The following is a 17,451-nucleotide window of genomic DNA, read 5'->3' as shown; positions in this document are numbered from 1 at the left end:
CGATTCCGAGATGAATCGGCTCCATGGGATCATATCGGGCACCGCTGGCGCGGTGCCCTTGCCCTCTTCGACTTTCAGCCGCAGCTCTCGCCGTCAACAATCTACTTCGCAAGAGCGTATAGTAAACATTCTGCTGTATGAAATTGAGGACTAGAATAATGACGGTGTTTAGTTAGTAGCATTATGCCAGCGAGCGAAGGCTAGAAGCCAGGATTCGGCGGTTTCCGGGTCAACGAGGCTAAAGCAATTTGAGAACGACGAGGTTCGGCGCTTCAGCTCGCGAAAGATCCGTTCAACAGCGTTGCGATTTCCGTGGCGACGCATCTGAAATCGGAGCCCAGCTCGTTGCAGCGCGGTTTAGAGGTGTTGAGCGCCATCAACGAGAAAGACGACGTTCTCGACATTGTGTTTGTCTCGCAGTTCGCGGTGGAAGATCTCGGTCAATGAGGTTGTGGTCGTGGAAAACAGCTGGATGTGAAGCAGATCGTTGGTTTGCGGGTCTGCAGCGGCGTACAGCCAGAATTGCTCGTCGTTGATCCGAATCACTGTTTCGTCGAGCGCGACTTGATTCGTGATCGGCCAGATTCAGGCTGTAGATCGGCTTTCTGTACCCAATCGTGGACCACTTTATGACTCCGCTCGACACCCAGAGCGTCGAGTAATTCGACGGTATTCGACAGCGACAGTCCCGCAACGTGCGATTGAATACCGAGCGCCATCGCCGGCTCGGGTGTCCGCTCGCGCTCCACAAAATCCAAATCTATTGAAGTCTGCATTTACACATTCGTCCGTTTGATAAGATCGGAGATATTAGCGACCGACTTATCTGATTTATCGCGTCTGATACTCGGGGGAGTGCATTCATGAGGGAAAATCGGAGTCGATGAGATATGCCGAAGCAGATCGCGGTAGACGCGGAGAAGTACACGATAGAGATCGACGAAGAGATCGACGCGATACTGTTCACCTGGGACGAGTTCGCGGCCGGCCAGGAGTTCCGCGACGGGTGCAACGAGCTGCTCGACGTGATCCGGCGCAACGACAAGTCGAAGGTGCTCATCGACACGAGCGGGATCCGCGCCCACGACGACGAGGACAAGCGCTGGCTCCAGGAGGAGTGGATCCCAAAGGAGATCGAGGCGGGCATCGAGTACAGCGTCTCGGTCCACTCCGACAGCGTCATCTCCGAGATGGAGATGGAGGAGTTCGTCGACCAGACCCAGGACCTGCCCTTTACCTACGTGATGGCCGGCAGCAGAGACGAAGCCCGCGAGTGGCTCGACGAACAGTAGACCGCGGTCCGTCTCGGCGGACGACCACCTACCGGTAACCGGTCGGGTCTTGCTGACCGTTGCAGGTCCCTTCTCTGTTAAAGGCTCCTGTGGTCTGAGACGGCGCGACAACCCATTCAATATTATAGTCAGAATTCGTATATCTGTCGGATTTCCAAATTGGAGTGCGTAGCTCGAAATCAGTCTCTCAGCACTCCAATCAAAATTTTTATATTTATCATATCTCCCCAAGTTCTTCGACTTGGGATCTAAGTGATGGTGGTAAACCATGCAAGACCTCGAAATATATCTATCTCGACATACATTGATGAATTGAGACACCGGGGATCTCAGCCCAGAACGCTACTAGTTGTGCTTCCTGATCAGGCAGCATTGGTCGTGGTGCAGTACAACCCCCACCAAACTACAGTATGTGACGAAATCAGCAGTTTGAATGGGACATTACCGGATATACAAGGGCGTCCCTTCACCGCTAGTATAGAGTGGATCTGTGCCTGATCGCGTCTAGATGATCCGAAATACGGGGGTGACCCGCCTATCGGACACCCGGACTGGCTAAACCCTGTGAAATCCCCAGTGAGAGCGAGCGCGGAGCCGGCTCAAAGGTAGACTTATACGGTGTCTGGGGTGTCCCATACTTAGCAGAACACCCGCTCTACTGCTAACTATTTACGATTCAGGCTAGTGAGTCGAGAGTGGATCTGACACTTTTGGCGACGAGTCCGACATTCCGAATCACGGTATAGAACGTCTGATACACTACAGAACCCAGTATTTGGACCACACACTCGGAACTTCGCTCTCCTCACTCATGCACCTTCTAGCCGCGCTGCACCGGGTATCCCCCAATATGTAGCGGGAGATCGCCCAGGTTGTACCTGCCGAAAACCTCGATTTGAAAGGGGTGTTCCATCGAAAACCGGCTATTTACCCCCTTGGACGAATTTCAGGGAACCGCTGATGGTGGTCGTGCTAGCTCAATAGAGCGTTCGGACTGTGGTACTTGCTGAGCATGGCTGGGCCCAAAACGACGGAAGTATAATATCCCAAATATGAATTGGGTGGCGTGACGCGACTCCTGATGAAAGATCCAAAATAGCCCAGACCTAGAAAACCAGATTAAGTATAAGATTACATATATTAATGTAATTCCGTTGGAGCACCGAATATCGGAATCTACGGTTCATTTGTTATATTATATATTGGCCGTAGCGCCCCTCCTCGCCAACACGACGACCGATGTCGTCAGTGAGGCTCTCATCATCTCATCCGACCACGATTTGGGGAGAATATGGACAGTCTCAGATCGATCCGGCGACGATTCAGGCGACTAGATCTGATGGGGAGAGTGCACCCGGTTTTTCACAGTAGTACATCACTTGATGACCATGGCCACACAGCCGAAAGCCGGTGAGATGCTGGTCGGTGCCTACCTGAAACTGGTCGAAGAATGCGAAGTCGTCGCATATGGGCAGCATTCACCACTGGCGAGCGAACAGATGGAGGTCGACGTGATCGGATTCCAGCCAGGCGACGAGCCGGAGGTGATCACCTGTGAAGTCGCGACGCACCTTCGCGGACTCGGCTACGGAAACGCCACCGAGAACCGCGACAGAGTCGAGAGGAAATTCACCAACGCGGAAGCCTACGTTGACCGTGTATTTGGGCCGTCCGAGTCACATCGCTTCCAGTTCTGGAGTCCGAAGGTCCCGAACGCATCGGCGGAGCAATTAGAGACAGTCGCGACCGAATTCGAGGCGCGAACGGACGCCGAACTCGAACTCGTGATGAACAGTGAATACGCCGACCGGATCGAGGAACTACGGGACGTCGCAGCTTCCACATACGCCCAGCGGAACGAACTTGCATTTCGATTCCTCCAGATTCTCGAGCATCTCGACAACTGAGGGCACCTTGACACCCTCCTCCGCGTAAACGCGGAGGAATCCCGAGCGGTGGGAGTTTCAGGTCTGCAGTCCGGTCACCGGATTACCACACCTTTCGGGCGCGGTAGTCCCACGGCATCGGTGTGGTGGACTGCTGGCGGTGCCAAGCCGCCGTTACCCCTCTCCTCAACCGTGTTTGGCGTCCCAGTGTTGTTTTGGCCACGGGGACGCCAGCAGGCGTCAGCGGAGTTGGGGGTATCGTGTCGCGTGCTGTGAGCAGTCGGCACGTTGATACACCCTTCGAAGATGTGACGTTCACCGACTGATCTTTCGGACATTGCCTCGTTTCGTGGGCGGACAGGCCGCCTCCGAAGGACGGTTCGGAATCCGCTCCGTTCCGACCAATTCCTACACCACTGTACTGCGGCCCGTCACTTAAACGCCGGTATTCTGCAACTCAAGGGGCGTCGAACGTGGATTCTCCCCCAAGTTGACGGCGCGGATCCACGGCCTTCAGGCCGTGGGATTGCGCCTGCTCCGCGTATAAACTCTCTCCGGTAGTCGACTCTCGTCCGGACTGTGGCTGATCCGCCATCGCGATACCGGTGTAAGCCAAGCTCGCACCGCACGGTTCGTTTTATCCGCGCCCCGAGGGGCGGGGCGCTCACATTCGGGTGCTTTCGAAACAATGCATCTCTTGGAACAACAGACATCTCCGACACGAGTGGCAACGCGCACTCGATACGATGCCGTCGCATTCTCCCGGTCTGCAGGGATGGTTCCTGCCTACAACGGGAGTCACGCCAATCCGGCTGACCAACACTCGGATCGACGGACTGCTGCAACTACGCGGTTGAGTTGACCGATGGAGATCCGACGAACCGTCCGCGTGAAACTGGACGTCGATAGCGAGGCAGCTGCACTCCTCGAAGACACGGTCGACGCGTTCCTGTGGTCGGCGCAGTACGTCGTCGATCACGCCTTCGAGGGCGAGCACGTCACGACCAGTAAGACGACGCTGGACGACGAAACCTACGACGACATCCGCGAGCAGACCGGCGGGTTCAACGGCGGACTCGTCCAGGCCGCTCGGAACAAAGCAGCCGAAGCCTGTCGGAGTGTCGTGGCCCGCTGGAAACAGGGCAAGGCGGCGAGCAAGCCTGAGTTCACCAGTCCACACGTCGTCTACGACCATCGCACTGCGACGTTCCACGACGAGTACGTGACCCTCGCCACCACCGAGGGACGCGTCAGAGCCGACTACGTACTCCCTAACGACGCCTGTGGGACTCCACACGGGAAGTACCTGCTCGCAGACGACTACGAGACGACGGGCGCGGAACTACACTATCGAGACGGCGATTGGATGCTCCACATCCACTGCAAACGGGAGGTGGAGTCCGACACGTCGGACCAGGCAGCCACCGAGAACGGAACGGTTCTCGGGGTGGACCTCGGCGTGGACAACATCGCCGTCACCAGTACGGGTCGGTTCTGGAGTGGCGACGAATTCAATCACTGGCGCAGGGAATACGAGCAGCACCGTAGTGATCTCCAGCAGTGTGGCACTCGCTGGGCACACGAGGCGATCAAAGCGGTCAGTCGCACAGAGGCGGGCCGATTCAAGACACTCCTTCACCGGATTGCCAACGAACTGATCGCAGAAGCCCGTAAGACCGGCTGTACGGTCATCGCGTTCGAGGACCTGACCGGCATCCGCGAGCGAACGAATGCGTCGTGGGGGCACAAATGGGCGTTCGACCGGCTGTACGAGTACGCCGAGTACAAGGCTGCCACACACGGGATTGCGGTCGAACAGGTCAACCCAGCGGACACGAGTCGGCGATGTTCGCATTGTGGATTCACAGATTCGAACAATCGGGACGGCGAGACGTTCGGCTGTGGTGAGTGTGGCTACGAGAATCACGCGGACTACAACGCCGCGAAGAACATCGGTTTACGGTATCTCCGTCGCACCCAAACTGGCGGCGACGGAGGCGCACCCTTGGGCGTGCGCTTGAACAGCGGGATGTTGACCGTGAACGGAGGCTATTCTCCTGGCTCGCCAGAGGCTGGAACGGAAGTCCACGCTGAAACCCGTGAACGCGGCGGGTAGCTCAATAACCCCTTCCGGGCTTTTCGTGTGAACACGACTGCCATTCGTCTTTAGCTAAGATTCACACCTCGGTTGCGTAGCGGTAGCGAGCGTCTCTTGCAGTAGCGGTCGCCTCTGGTGGATCTTCTGTGCGTCTTCGATTAGCCGCTTCAGCAACGACGGTGGCGAGTAGCCGAGGTACTCTCCGATCTCGTTGCTCTCACCGCTACTGTCATTGGCGAGCAAGCAGTAGCGGTTGATGAAGACCATGGGCGATTTATTCGGGATGTCATTAACGAATACAACAACCGGGAATTCGAGGGACAGACAATGTTGGGAATCGGGAGTATAGTGGGCGTTTTATCGGCAGTACTTGTGAGGCCTATAATCAGGGCATATGCCTCTGTAAGAGGCGCTACTTATCGAAGTGAGGCTGAATTGACGGATGAAGTGGCAACCCGGGTGCCAGACACCAGGGAGCTTCAGGCTATAGAGAACGTAGATATACAGGTACGTTCGAAAGCCTCGCGCCCATGGCCTAGTGAATTCTTTTCTCGTGAGGTATTGGCTTCTCTGACTGTCGAACTAGTGGACGACGCACCCCGGTATGATATTGCCCCCCTGCAAAAGAGACTAAACGAATCTCAAATCCCTGTAGTGCAGCTATTCTCGAGGAGGCTTGTAAAAAAAGGCGATCTCGGGATGAACGAACTACTGCTCACGACCCATCGGACTGACTCAAAGTTCGAGGTTCTCGTCGAGTTGGGAGGAGACATCGGGAAGATAGAGCAGTGGATTCGTGACCTCGATGCGGAGCTCCTGGACCACCTCCGCAGCTTAGACGACGGTTCGTCTGAAGGGTTCGATATCGAACAGTACGAGCACGGCGAACGAATCGGGACGAGTATCACGGCGCATCTCAGCCGAACTTCCCGCGAAGAGTCGCTTGATCGTCTCCTGACCAGAGCAGAAACCCGAGTTCAGGATGTAACCGTCTTTCGCCGTCGCGAACCCGATTGGTATCTCGAACGGGTAGGTGGATCCGACAGACTTGACGACACAGTTCTTTCAGTATCGCACCGTGTTCGTGTCGATAGTTACAGAAGTGGTACAATTCCTGAACGGGAGGAATTTCAGGACAGCGAAAAAGCCCTAACCTGGCTCCGGGATTTCATTGAGGACCCGCCGGAAACTTTCGATACACCTGACCGATTCTGACTCTGGTGCAGGCCTGAAACATCGAACCCTACAGGTGCAGAAGAAGTCTTCTACGGAAGCTGGGTATCGAGGTCGTCGTGAAATCGGTCCTGAACTATGTCCTGCAACTCACCCGTTTCGAACTCTTCGAGAGCAGCGCTGAGGTCAGCAACCCCTCGCCGAAGAGCCAAATAGTCCGCAACCCGCTCACCGACGCCGGTGAGATCGCGAACTTCGACGGGGTTGTTCTCCAATCAGGATGTAGCTATATCGAGCGCTTCATCAGCATCTCCCGCTCTTGGGAAGCAGGTTGTTGGTCAGGTAAAGGTGGCACTGTAGAAGCGTAGTGGGCAAGGGTGACGCGGCAGCGTCACCCGATATGTTCCCATTCGAAGTGCTGAGCTCAGAGGCGAGCGCCGCGAACATGCTCCAGCAGGTTCGCTGGCGCGATGGCCTCTATTGCCCCCGCTGCCGGTCTGAGTCAGTAATCAAACACGGCAGCTATCAAGAGTATCAACGGTATCTCTGTAAGGATTGCGACCGCACGTTCAACGATAAGACCGGCACGATCTTTGCGCACGCGAAGATCGGCCTCGACAAGCTCTTGTTTGCGTTTTATTCGTTCCTTCGGTTCAACACGAGTATCCACCAGTTGGAAGCTGAACTCACCGTCTCGTACCGGTCACTTCGGCGGCGCGTTGAGCAGTTTGCCAGAACGCTTGACGCGCCAGCCATCGATCTTGTCGGCCCGGTCGAAATCGATGAAGTCTACGTGACTGCGGGGCTGAAGGGCCGCGAGCGCGACCAGGAGTCGCACTCGCGGGGTCTATCCACGCGTGGGCGAGGATCATACGACGATGACAAACCACCGGTGTTCACACTCGTTGATCGTGGCAGCGGTCAGCGATACGTCGTGCCAGCGAAATCCGCTGATGAATCGACTGTGCGACTCCTCCTCGGTGACCGCGAGGAGGAGCCTCTGACCGTTTATACTGACGGATTTCGAGCGTACGATCCACTCGAAGACGACGAGACCTACCAACGAAAAACGGTCATTCACGCAGAGGGCGAATACGTCGATGGCGACGCTCACGTCAACACCTGCGAGAGCCACGCATCGCTGGTGCGACAGTGGCTCTCGCCACACCGAGGCGTATCCAAAGACAAACTGACGCCGTATCTCAGAGCATTCCAACTCCGCCGACGCATCCTACGCAAACCTGGTCGAGGCGCTCTCAAAGAAATTGTTCGAACCGTGCTGTAACTCACCAGATTCGTGCTTCGTACAGGCGTACTACACTATTGCCCGGCTAATTTGGCCGCAAATCCTTGACCGCAATCTCCGCACCGTCCAAATGCCACTTCATCTTCATCAAAGTCGTTTGGGAAGTACGGAACACCGCCTCTGGTTTTTTCAGTAGGGTCGAATGAAGGACCCGTCACCTTTTCAGGGAATTTCACTGTCCCACCACAGTTAGGGCAGTTTGTTCGGGTAAGTGGTTCACTCATAATGTTGAATATTATATAATAGGTTCTTGAGTAAGAAATAGTCTGTGGAGAGCTATCTTGCAGTCCGTCAATTACCAAAGATCTGGTGAAGCGGGATCAAATCGTAGTTACCACCAACTGAACCCGCGGTTCTACTGCTTCAGAGCGAATGTCGCCAGTTGTACCAACAACCTACTTCTCAAGAGCGTTATACTATTGATTGAACGCTTCCGTAGCGGCTATTGCGCCAATCGGATCGAATAGCGTTCTGCACGTGATTTTATCGGCGCCCCCGAGGGGCGGGGCGCTCCTGTGTGGGCGTTCCAGACAACCATGCAATCATCCGACCAACTGGACTTCTTGGCCGTATTAGAACAGTATACTCAGCAAGGAGCCTTCGAATTCTCGCTCCAAGCGGATGGAATTGCCGCTCGGAACGAGATCCATATCGACACCAGTAGTCGAGAGTTCCACACCTGTCCGCAACACATGGGCGATTTCGGGATGCTGGTTGAGACCTCTCTGAACAAGACCGGAGGGAGTGAGTCAACATGACGACAGCCGAGAAGCCTCGTGATCCGAAACAACAGATGGGGGTGTTCACGGAACTTGCTGAGGTTCCAGACCAGTACCGCTTCCGTCAATACTCACAAGCCTATTCAGGGCGTCACGTTTGGGACGAGTTCGTTACAGCGCAACGTGAAACCCACGGCGCGTCAGAATGGTACTGTGAGACGGCACGGAAAGCAGGGCGATACTGGAAAGAGCATATGGAGAGTCGCGGACGCCACCATGCCCTCGCAACACCCGAAGACGCGGAGCGATGGTGTGCAGATCTTCTAGAGACGAGAAAGAAGACGACGGTCTACCGGGAGTACTGGGTCAAAGTACTCCGGTTCTATTCGTGGCTCCAGTATCATACGGAGCATCCACACGTCTATCACCCGATACTCATGGCAGCAGCTGAGTATCCCAAGACCGGCGAGCTGTGGGACTTCAAAATTGCTCGCAGCCGGACCAATACCACAGAATGATGGACGAAAACAACTCCGTTGATGAACAACGGGAGCAGCTCGCGGCTGCCTTCGACAACGACACAGATCCCTTAGCTGGTCATGCTGAGATCTTCCAGACGATAGATGTTGACCCCTTCAGCATATTCCTCGCTGACGTAGTCCAAGCGAACAATCTCTCTGAGGCCACCCACCGGAATTACCGGACCATCTTCAAACACTGGCGCTCGTTCATGGAGCAGGAAGGCCGTCACCCAGCGTGTCCGGCAGTGGACCACGTGAAAGGCTTTGCTCAGTATTTAGCCGAAGAACGGGAGAACCACCCGCGAACGATCAAACAAAAGATCTGGCGGCTCAATAAGGTATATCGCTACTGGCAGGACCACCCAGCCTTCCCACACCCACAAGACTTCAACCCGTTTTCTCTGGCGGCGTCCAAACTCGACCTGAATGGATCCGAGACGAAAGAACCCCCTCGGATCCCGCTGGAGAGACTGCAGGAGAAGGTTCGTGGTGTCACGCACATCCAGAAACGGGCCGTGATCGCCTTGCAATTAAAATTGGGGCTGCGAGCCGGCGAAGTCTGCAACATTCAGCTTACGGATATTCAGTTACAAAACTCCGAGCTGAAGACGCATTATCCCCAACTTGGGGCGCATGACAGTCTCACCGATCGAGAGAACGCTCTCTACGTCCCGTCACGCGATGAGCGCGACGGAAACAAATCCCGTCGACCACGAATCCTGCCACTCGATGACGAAGTTCGGGACTTACTGCACCAATATCTCTTGATACGGCCACAGACGGACGTTCCGTGGTTGTTCCTCTCAGAGTCGTATATAAACTCTCCAAGCCGGGAAGCAATCAACGAGTTCTGGAAAGACGCATTTCTACCGGAATATGCCGAAACAGACGACCACAGAGCGGTCACAAGCCACTTCGGCCGGCACTACTTCACGACATTCTGGAAGATCGACCAGGACCTCAATCAGGAACTAGTGCAGTACATGCGGGGAGATACGATAGGGAATAGCTCGTTTGACGAGCGCTGTTCGCTTGACGACTATCTGCACACCTACTACGAAGACATCGAACCCATCTACCGGAAGCAAATATTCACGCTGTTAGAGTGAGCATCTCTCGGTCCACCGTCGGCGTACCGGCCTTCCCTCCGTGCTCACGCCGCCCGCGAGTAGGTCACCACCAGCAACACGGGCGGCGATCGTACCGCCACCCGACATAAAGCTATCGGACAGACAGAACGAACGAGTGTCAGGTGCGCGCTACTGGAGGAGGTGTCGCTTGCGGATCTCGGGGCCGTCGTCGCCGAACTCGACGATGGCGTCGAACAGAGAGGCGATGCTGTCGACGGTCGTGCGGTCGTGTGCGGTCGGGTCGATGTGGAAGTGCGCCCGCGCGTCGGCGGCGTACAGCTGCCCCGTGACCGCGTGGAGGAACTCGTAGGCCGTCTCCACGTCGACGTACTGGAGCATCGCCGTCAGCGAGTCGAAGCAGACGACCGGCGGCGTCTCCCACTCCGAGAGCAGTTCGCCGATGGCGATCCCCAGCCCGGTCAGGTCGCTCGGCGAGGAGACGTGCTCGACGGCGACCCCGTCGGGGCGGCTCCCGGGCGACTCGCCCACGACGACGACCGTCGCGTCGGCGGGCCGCTCGCCCGTCTCGCCGACCCACTGGTCGACGCAGTCGGTCGCGTCCCCGCGGAAGGTCACCCACAGCGCGGTCGCGTCCGCGGGGTTCGACGGGATCAACAGGTCGGTACAGGCCTCGGCCTCGCCGCCGGTCATCGACGGCGCGGACAGCAACACGGTCCTGGCGTCGGCCAGTTCTGAGTGCAGGTCGGTCATCCCAGTGTCGGTCTACCCGAGGTAGCCGCGGCCCGCCCAAAGTCCTTCCGTTCCGGCACCTGCGGGGCGATCCCGCCGGTCCCGAGTGGTCACGCCCCGTCGAACCGCTCGACAGCGAACGAACCGGGCCGGTCGACGAGCTCGCGCACCCGCTCGCGGGCTCCCTGTCTCGACCCCGCCAGCACGACCGTCCCGTCGACGCTCGCGTCCGCCTCGCTGACCGCCCGGTAGGCCGACAGCTCCCCCTCGAACTCCGTCGCGTACGTCCGAAGCGTCCCGCGGACCTCCCGCTCCAGCCCCGCGAGATCCACCTCGCCGTCCTCGAAGGCGGCCAGCGCGTCCTCGACGTTGCGCAGCGCTGAGATGCGGTCCATGACCGGTCACGTGGTGCGGAGGTAGTCGGTGCGCGGCTCGTACACCTCGCCCTTCTGTTTGAGCTGTTCGATCTCGTGTTCGGCCTTCGACTGGTCCATCCCCACCTCCTCGGCGCGGTCGACGACCACGTCGACCGGCGCGCCCTCGTCGTACTCGTCCTCCAGGTCCTCGATGAGCCCCTTGATGTTCTTGATCCGGTCGCGCTGGCTCTTGGACGTGCCCGCCTCGATCATGTCGGCGTCGAGTTCGCCCGTCTCGGGGTCGACGCCCACGTCCTCCATGCACGAGCGGACGATATCGATGACCCGCGCGGCGTCCTCCTGGGTGACCCTGTCCGACAGCCGGACCCGCGCCGACGCCTCGGCCAGCCGCACCGTCGCCTCCAGTTTCCGCGCCGTCACGGGCACCGCCGCGTCCTCGTCGGTCCCCTGGGTCCGCAGGTCGACGTAGAAGTCCTCGATCTCCTCGCGGGCTTCCTCGGTCATCGTCGGGTAGCAGTTGCGCTTGGCGTAGGCGATGTACTTGCGCAGGAGCTCGGGCTCGATCGTCGGCGCCACCTCGTCGGTGACCGACTCGACCTCCTCGTCGCTGAAGTTCGACGAGTTCGACTCCACCCGGTGGGTGTGTAGCTCCCCCGCGAAGTTCGTCCGCAGGATGTGGTCCGCCAGGTTCCGGTCTTTCTCCTCGTTGGGCTGGTCGGTGACCGTGAAGATCAGGTCGAACCGCGAGATGAGCGCCGGCTCCAGGTCGATCTGCTCGCTGATGGGCTCGTACTGGTCGAACCGGCCGTACTTGGGGTTGGCCGCGCCGAGCAGCGAACAGCGGGACTTGAGCGTCGCGTTGATGCCCGCCTTCGAGACGCTGATCTCCTGCTGTTCGAGTGCCTGGTGCATCGCCGAGCGGTCCTCGGAGTTGTGGACGACCATCCCGTTCGCGACGAAGTTGTGGGTCCCCTCGACTGTCAGGTCGTACACCTTCTCTGTGGCTCCGGCGACCGTCCCGACCGATTCGACAGTGAGCAGCCGGGTATCTGTCGTGCGATCGTTCGCTCCTACAGTGTCGACCATCCCACCGTCGGCCGCGGTGAAGAACTCCGGGGCCGGCGCAAACACACTGTCACCGGGCTCTAGTTCTTCAGCCGACTTCTCTACCCGACTTCCGTCTTCCTTAACAAAGAATGGATGATCCTCGGTCGATGTAAGAGACTTCCCCGCTTCCAGTTCCACACGAATCAGTTCCTCGGGCGCGCCGTACTCGTGGACTGCGGTGACTGGCCGCTCGATCAGCGAGCCGTCGTCGGTCATCGTCCACGCGGTCGCGTCGACATCGCGGATCGTCCGCCCGTTCGGAAGCTGCTCGATGTTGCCGTCCTCCGCGGCTTCCCGTGCGAAGTCGTCGATCCTCGTCACGCGGTCGCCGAAGTGGACGAGCGTGTCACCGGTGACACAGCGCATCTTGTCAAGCTCGTCGACCGCAGCGATACCCTGGTCCGCGAGGACCAGCGCGCCCGCCTCCAGCGTCCACTGCTGTCCGTCCCCGAAGTCGTCGCGAACAGCTGCAGCGGTCAAACCGGCCGAACTGCTGCCCTTCCCCGAGGTGTAGACCGAACGCGGCGCGATGTTTTTGATATATGATAACATCTGGCTCTTTCCGGTTCCTGGGTCTCCTATCAGCAACATATGGAGGTCTCCACGTATGCGAGATTCGTCAGGTAGGTGTTTCGTGACCCCGGAGAACAGCTGGAGGATCATCGAGAGCTTCTCGCGCTCGTAGCCGTAGATGGAGGGGGCGATGGCGCCGACCATCTCGTCGTAGATGTTCTCGCGGCCGGAGAGCTCGATGATCTCCTGTTTGTCCTCCTCGGAGATATCCATGTCCTCGAACTGCTCGTCCTCGATCTCGACGGCGAACCCCTCCATGTACGTGTCGAACATGGGCGACTGGTCCTGCTCGCTGCCCTGCTGGTCGAGCTTGAGGACGCCCGAGACGCGGACGTGGTCGCCCGCGGTCACCTCGCCGGTGATGTCGTCCTCGATGTTCACGTCGATGCTCTGGGGCGTCTCGCCGCCGCGCAGCCCCTCGGGGGACTCCTGGACGCGGATCTTCTGGGCGTCGATGAACTCCGACTGGTCGAAGTTGATGCGGAAGGGCCCCTGCCGCTCGCAGCCCTGACACTCGTGGGGCTCCTGGAAGTCGCCGGACTCCTGGGGGATGCGCGTCAGCGTCCCGCAGCGCTGGCACTCGAAGGCGGCCTGGGTGATCTTGGGTTTCACGTCGGTGGCCTTGCGGACGATGCCGCGGACGGCGATGAGCTGGCCGCGGTGGTCGGCGCGGATCTCCCGGATGTCGGTGGTATCGGGGAGGTTGTGGACGCGGACGTGGGCCTGCCCGAGCTTCACGTCGACGGGCAGGTCGTACAGCCGCAGGGCCTCCTCGGCGTACTCCCGGAGCTCCTCGGGGTGGGAGCGCACGTCGTCGGCCAGGTCCGGATCGAAGCGGTGGATGTCCTTCCAGTCGAGATACAGCGACTTCTGCTCGGTCGGGTACTTCTGGGCGAGCTCGCCGATCTCGTTGCGGTAGTAGTCGCGATAGAGCTCCTCGAAGGAGTCTATCAGCTCGGTGTTCTCGGCGCGCGCCATTGACTGGGCCAGGTTAGCCCTCCCTCGGGTAAGAAGGTTCGCAAACCACAGCGAAAATGAACACCGCGGGCGGCGAACCGCCGCCGGCTCGCCCGGCGCACCCGTCCCGCGGTCACCAGCTCACGTCGTACGTGCAGCGGTCGGCGCCCTCGCTCCGGCAGGCGCCGACCTCGCAGACGCGGACGAACCCGTCGGCGTGGGCGACGGCGGCGCCCTCGACGATGCCCCGGTCGAACGCGCAGGGGTAGGGCGTCCGGCACTCGACGCGCCCGTCGGCGGTGCCGATCTGCCGGAAGGCGTACCCGCCCGGGTCGCCGCCGCGGTGGCCGGCCCGACACACCACGTCGAGGGCGGTCAGCGCGGCCGCCACGCCCTCGGTGTCGTCGGGGAACGACACCGCGCGGGCGATGCGCTGGCCGAGCGCGTGGACGGCCTGGTCGCCGACGATATCGTGGATCGACGCCACCGCGTCGACGTAGCCCGCGAGCGGGTACCACTCCCCGGAGTCGGCCCCGACGAGGTCCGCGTCTTCGAGTACGACCAGCGCCGGCTCCCGCGAGTCGGCCGAGAACTTCTCCACGCCGGCGGCGACCGCCCGGACCCACTCCCCGGTCACCTCCATCCCGGTGACCGGCCGGTCGCCGCGTGCGGAGTTCATACCACTACGGACTCCCTCGCGGGTAAAATGCACACGGCCAAACCAGTTAGGAGCCCGGACCGACTGCGGGCCCGAAGAGAGAGATATCAGGGGTACGGTCGCCCTCGCTGTCCGCCCCGTGGCCGAGTGCCCCTCGGCCACTCGAACCTTGGGCGTGTCACACCGTCAGTGGACCCCCTCGATATCGGGGGCATTGTTTTCACCCAGCACCGACTCGACGAACACTTTTATCGAATCGCCGTCTATCTCGCGACAGGATGGCTCAGCAGAGCGCCCGCATCGTCGCGACGCCGGAAGTCCTCGGCGGCGACCCGCGTATCGACGACACCCGTATCGGTGTCTATCGAGTCCACGAGCTCGTCGAGACGCGCGGTCTCGAACCGCAGACCGTCGCGGACCGCTTCGACGTGGACGTAGCCGACATCTACCGGGCACTCGCCTACTACCACGAGCACCCCGGAGAGATGGCTGCCATCAGTGACCGGCGGGAGGACCGCCGGCGAGCGGCCGAAGACGACCCACGGGTCGTCACCGGGCCCGGCGACCTCACTGACGAACAGGAGTAGCGCAATATGCGGCTCGCGTTGCTCCTCGACGAGAACGTCGAGGCCGACCTCGCCCGGAAACTCGCCCGCGACGGTCACGACGTAGAGCGTGTCGTCGAGGTCGAGACACTCGGAGTCGGAACGCCGGACGCCGAGATTCGGCGGTACGCTCGCGAGACAGGCCGGATCGTCGTCACCTACGACGACCATTTCGCCGACCCCGACGGCGACCACGCCGGCGTGTTCTACTGCCCGGATCAGGATCTGTCCCCGTTCGAGATCTTCCGGATCGTCAGTTCCATCACCGACCACTTCGACGAACCCGGAAGCCTCCCACCGGTAGTCTACCTGACCGAGAACTGGCTGTGATCAGAGGCCATCCATATTCTGGTGGCTCCTATGGAACGCTCTGGAGGGAACTGCGCGAATGAACGGGACACATCGCGTACGGATCCCGCGTGATACTATATATCGATACGTGCTCGCGAGGGTTCAGATCGGTCGACTACCGGCAATAGAGCAAGAAGTGGGATCGCCCAGTGTATAACTTATTTTACTGTCACTACGCCGTCGGTCGATTTCGGACTGATAAGTGGTATCGGGATTCGTCATAGGTCGGTCTCCATGTTCTCGATGTACTGGCGTCGCCGCTGCTCCATCCGCTCGTGCGGAGATTCCTTGTCGTAGTGCTGCTCGATCACCTTCAGGCTCGCATTCACCCGCTCGGCGACGACCTCGGGTGGGATGCCGATGTTCAACTGCCAGGTGATGGACCCAGTGCGGATTTTGTGCGGACTCCGCGAGGATGGGCACTTGCTCGCGTGAGCGTGTTCGGTGTACTCGCACGGCTCGCGCTCGCGGCCGTGCGGACACGGGGAGTGTAGACACGGCTGGGTCGCCTGGTACGACCAGACGCGAATCGTGTTCTTGCCCGGCCGTCCGTGGGTGCTGGTCAGCAGCGGGGCGCGGCCGTGGTCGTCGTGAACGTCGTAGCGGTCTCCGCGGATGTACTCCTCGAGTACGTCGGACACCTCGCTCGGGATGGCGACGGGCCGTTCGCCGTCGCGCTTGTTCTTCAGCCCGGTGTCCGTGTCCGGCCGGTGGTTGAACTCCAGGTAGTTCTCGTCGAGGTTCGCGTCGCGTCGATCGAGCGCGCGGATGCTGCCGATCCGAGCGCCCGTGTGCCACGCGATTTCGAGGAACGCGTGGTTGCGGCTCGCTCTGGCCGCTTCGTCGTTCCTGAAGAAGCCGATCAACGCGAGCGCGTCGTCCTCAACGAGCCGCTCGTCGTTCGAGCGGTCTTCCTTCTCGACGTTCGGGATACGCACCGCGTCCTGGAGGTCGTCCTCGACCGCGCCCAGCTGGTCGAGGTACTCAATGAACCCTTTCAGGGTCCACATCTCGCCGCGGAGGGTCGTCGGTTCGACCGTGCCGCTGCGGATGTCGTAGAACTCATCGATGTCGACCGGGCGGAGGTCACCGACTCGCTCGATGCCGATGCCCTCGCACCACTCGATGAAGATCTTCAGCCGGTACTCCCACGAGTAGACGCTGGAGTCCGTCGCGTCCGCTCGCCGCCGTCGGAGGTACCGACTCACCGCATCGCGCACTGGAAGCTCACTCGGGTCGTCTCGCCGGTCAGTCATCGTCCGCCGACACCTCCGCTGGTCGCTGGAGTCCTGCGATGGGGACCGTTTTCATCATGACACCTCCAACTTTCTACAGGCGCCACTAAAGGCACGATCCCACGCTTGTGAAAGTGAAATTCCGCGACTTATTCGCCCTTCACCGACTAAGAGCCGACTTTCGGTTTTGGTGTGTGACATCATTTTGTGCCCAAACAGACAGTTTTTATCGGATTTCATTGATGTCACGACAGCACCGATCCGTTCAGGTGGTAGTCACTGTGGCGAACCGGGTCACGGGCCTCCAGAGTCGACTGACGGGTCACGGTTCACCTCGCTCGAAGGTGAATGCCAGCGACAGCGGTTCGTCCGTGTCGCCGCAGGCCGGGCACTCGCGCACCGGCTCGAACGTCACCGTCGAGCACGCCGCGCAGACGAACAGCCGGTCGTCCGTCATCGGGTCGGCCTCCGGCGTGATCGGCGCGGGTCCGCGACGGGTTGGTGGTCGGCAGGCTGTGCAGCGGTCGGTGCGAGACTTTCATAGTCTCGCGGTGTCTCGGTCGGCATGCTTCCGTACCTCGGATACGGGAGCCACGCGGACCCGCTGCCCTTACAGCGGGGTCCGCACTTCCTTGAAGGGGACCTATTACCGAACGACAGGTCGAATCGGCACCCGTAACCTATTGTTACTCTTGGACGCAATAATACTTTTTTCAGTAATATTACTTTTACAAGTATTAATCCGTCCAGAACGTGATAATTTAACCGTGATA

16 protein-coding genes and 2 pseudogenes are annotated in these 17,451 nt (G+C 59.6%); 10 read left to right on the top strand and 8 right to left on the bottom strand.

Features of this window, described 5'->3' with window-relative positions:
• Positions 1-168 precede the first annotated feature (168 nt).
• Positions 169-776 (bottom strand): annotated as a pseudogene (locus tag ACMGFG_RS18770) (IS6 family transposase).
• Between the two features lie 114 nt (positions 777-890).
• Here ACMGFG_RS18770 and ACMGFG_RS18765 point away from each other — a divergent pair.
• The 3 genes from ACMGFG_RS18765 to ACMGFG_RS18755 all read left to right on the top strand — a co-directional run bounded on the left by ACMGFG_RS18765 (position 891) and on the right by ACMGFG_RS18755 (position 5,294).
• On the top strand, positions 891-1,292 hold the full coding sequence (locus tag ACMGFG_RS18765) for a hypothetical protein (protein WP_436931841.1): 402 nt from the start codon (positions 891-893) through the stop codon (positions 1,290-1,292).
• Between the two features lie 1,388 nt (positions 1,293-2,680).
• Positions 2,681-3,199, top strand: coding sequence for a hypothetical protein (locus tag ACMGFG_RS18760; protein WP_436931840.1), 519 nt, complete (start codon positions 2,681-2,683; stop codon positions 3,197-3,199).
• 844 nt (positions 3,200-4,043) lie between these two features.
• Positions 4,044-5,294, top strand: a complete 1,251-nt coding sequence (locus ACMGFG_RS18755; protein ID WP_436931839.1) for an RNA-guided endonuclease InsQ/TnpB family protein — start codon at positions 4,044-4,046, stop codon at positions 5,292-5,294.
• Between the two features lie 54 nt (positions 5,295-5,348).
• Here the strand turns inward: ACMGFG_RS18755 and ACMGFG_RS18750 are convergent.
• Positions 5,349-5,489 (bottom strand): annotated as a pseudogene (locus tag ACMGFG_RS18750) (IS4 family transposase); the annotation flags it as partial.
• A gap of 114 nt (positions 5,490-5,603) precedes the next feature.
• On the opposite strand from ACMGFG_RS18750, the gene ACMGFG_RS18745 reads away from it, so the two are divergent.
• From ACMGFG_RS18745 to ACMGFG_RS18725, 5 genes are all read left to right on the top strand, one after another.
• The gene (locus tag ACMGFG_RS18745) at positions 5,604-6,491 is read left to right on the top strand and encodes a hypothetical protein (RefSeq protein WP_436931838.1); all 888 of its coding nucleotides are present in this window, start codon (positions 5,604-5,606) and stop codon (positions 6,489-6,491) included.
• 77 nt (positions 6,492-6,568) lie between these two features.
• The gene (locus ACMGFG_RS18740; RefSeq protein WP_436931837.1) at positions 6,569-6,817 is read left to right on the top strand and encodes a hypothetical protein; all 249 of its coding nucleotides are present in this window, start codon (positions 6,569-6,571) and stop codon (positions 6,815-6,817) included.
• Between the two features lie 32 nt (positions 6,818-6,849).
• Positions 6,850-7,734 (top strand): IS1595 family transposase, encoded by an 885-nt coding sequence (locus tag ACMGFG_RS18735; protein WP_436931843.1) that lies wholly within the window; start codon positions 6,850-6,852, stop codon positions 7,732-7,734.
• Between the two features lie 775 nt (positions 7,735-8,509).
• The gene (locus ACMGFG_RS18730) at positions 8,510-8,992 is read left to right on the top strand and encodes a hypothetical protein (RefSeq protein WP_436931836.1); all 483 of its coding nucleotides are present in this window, start codon (positions 8,510-8,512) and stop codon (positions 8,990-8,992) included.
• Positions 8,992-10,104: a tyrosine-type recombinase/integrase gene (locus ACMGFG_RS18725; RefSeq protein WP_436931835.1), complete on the top strand. Its 1,113-nt coding sequence runs from the start codon at positions 8,992-8,994 to the stop codon at positions 10,102-10,104. Before ACMGFG_RS18730 ends, ACMGFG_RS18725 begins: the two co-directional genes overlap by 1 nt.
• A gap of 150 nt (positions 10,105-10,254) precedes the next feature.
• On the opposite strand, the gene ACMGFG_RS18720 is transcribed toward ACMGFG_RS18725, so the two are convergent.
• The 4 genes from ACMGFG_RS18720 to ACMGFG_RS18705 form a co-directional block, all read right to left on the bottom strand.
• Positions 10,255-10,836 carry a DUF7504 family protein gene (locus ACMGFG_RS18720; RefSeq protein WP_436931834.1) on the bottom strand — a complete coding sequence of 194 codons (582 nt, stop codon included), beginning with the start codon at positions 10,834-10,836 and terminating at the stop codon, positions 10,255-10,257.
• Between the two features lie 89 nt (positions 10,837-10,925).
• The gene (locus tag ACMGFG_RS18715) at positions 10,926-11,210 is read right to left on the bottom strand and encodes a DUF7854 family protein (RefSeq protein ID WP_436931833.1); all 285 of its coding nucleotides are present in this window, start codon (positions 11,208-11,210) and stop codon (positions 10,926-10,928) included.
• A gap of 6 nt (positions 11,211-11,216) precedes the next feature.
• Positions 11,217-13,850, bottom strand: a complete 2,634-nt coding sequence (locus ACMGFG_RS18710; protein WP_436931832.1) for an AAA family ATPase — start codon at positions 13,848-13,850, stop codon at positions 11,217-11,219.
• Between the two features lie 112 nt (positions 13,851-13,962).
• Positions 13,963-14,508 carry a hypothetical protein gene (locus ACMGFG_RS18705; protein ID WP_436931831.1) on the bottom strand — a complete coding sequence of 182 codons (546 nt, stop codon included), beginning with the start codon at positions 14,506-14,508 and terminating at the stop codon, positions 13,963-13,965.
• 257 nt (positions 14,509-14,765) lie between these two features.
• Between ACMGFG_RS18705 and ACMGFG_RS18700 the strand changes: the two genes are divergently transcribed.
• Together ACMGFG_RS18700 and ACMGFG_RS18695 are read left to right on the top strand one after the other, a co-directional pair.
• Positions 14,766-15,074, top strand: coding sequence for a DUF433 domain-containing protein (locus ACMGFG_RS18700; protein ID WP_436931830.1), 309 nt, complete (start codon positions 14,766-14,768; stop codon positions 15,072-15,074).
• A 6-nt stretch (positions 15,075-15,080) separates the two neighbouring features.
• Positions 15,081-15,422 carry a DUF5615 family PIN-like protein gene (locus tag ACMGFG_RS18695; RefSeq protein WP_436931829.1) on the top strand — a complete coding sequence of 114 codons (342 nt, stop codon included), beginning with the start codon at positions 15,081-15,083 and terminating at the stop codon, positions 15,420-15,422.
• A gap of 239 nt (positions 15,423-15,661) precedes the next feature.
• On the opposite strand, the gene ACMGFG_RS18690 is transcribed toward ACMGFG_RS18695, so the two are convergent.
• Positions 15,662-16,699 carry a tyrosine-type recombinase/integrase gene (locus tag ACMGFG_RS18690; protein WP_436931828.1) on the bottom strand — a complete coding sequence of 346 codons (1,038 nt, stop codon included), beginning with the start codon at positions 16,697-16,699 and terminating at the stop codon, positions 15,662-15,664.
• 301 nt (positions 16,700-17,000) lie between these two features.
• Positions 17,001-17,135 carry a hypothetical protein gene (locus ACMGFG_RS18685; protein ID WP_436931827.1) on the bottom strand — a complete coding sequence of 45 codons (135 nt, stop codon included), beginning with the start codon at positions 17,133-17,135 and terminating at the stop codon, positions 17,001-17,003.
• Between the last annotated feature and the right edge of the window lie 316 nt (positions 17,136-17,451).

Origin of the sequence: Halosimplex halobium (assembly GCF_051414055.1) — an archaeon.
GTDB classification, from domain to species: domain Archaea; phylum Halobacteriota; class Halobacteria; order Halobacteriales; family Haloarculaceae; genus Halosimplex; species Halosimplex halobium.
The sequence above is the reverse complement of the archived record's forward strand: the minus strand, read 5'-3'. Positions and strand labels throughout refer to the sequence as shown.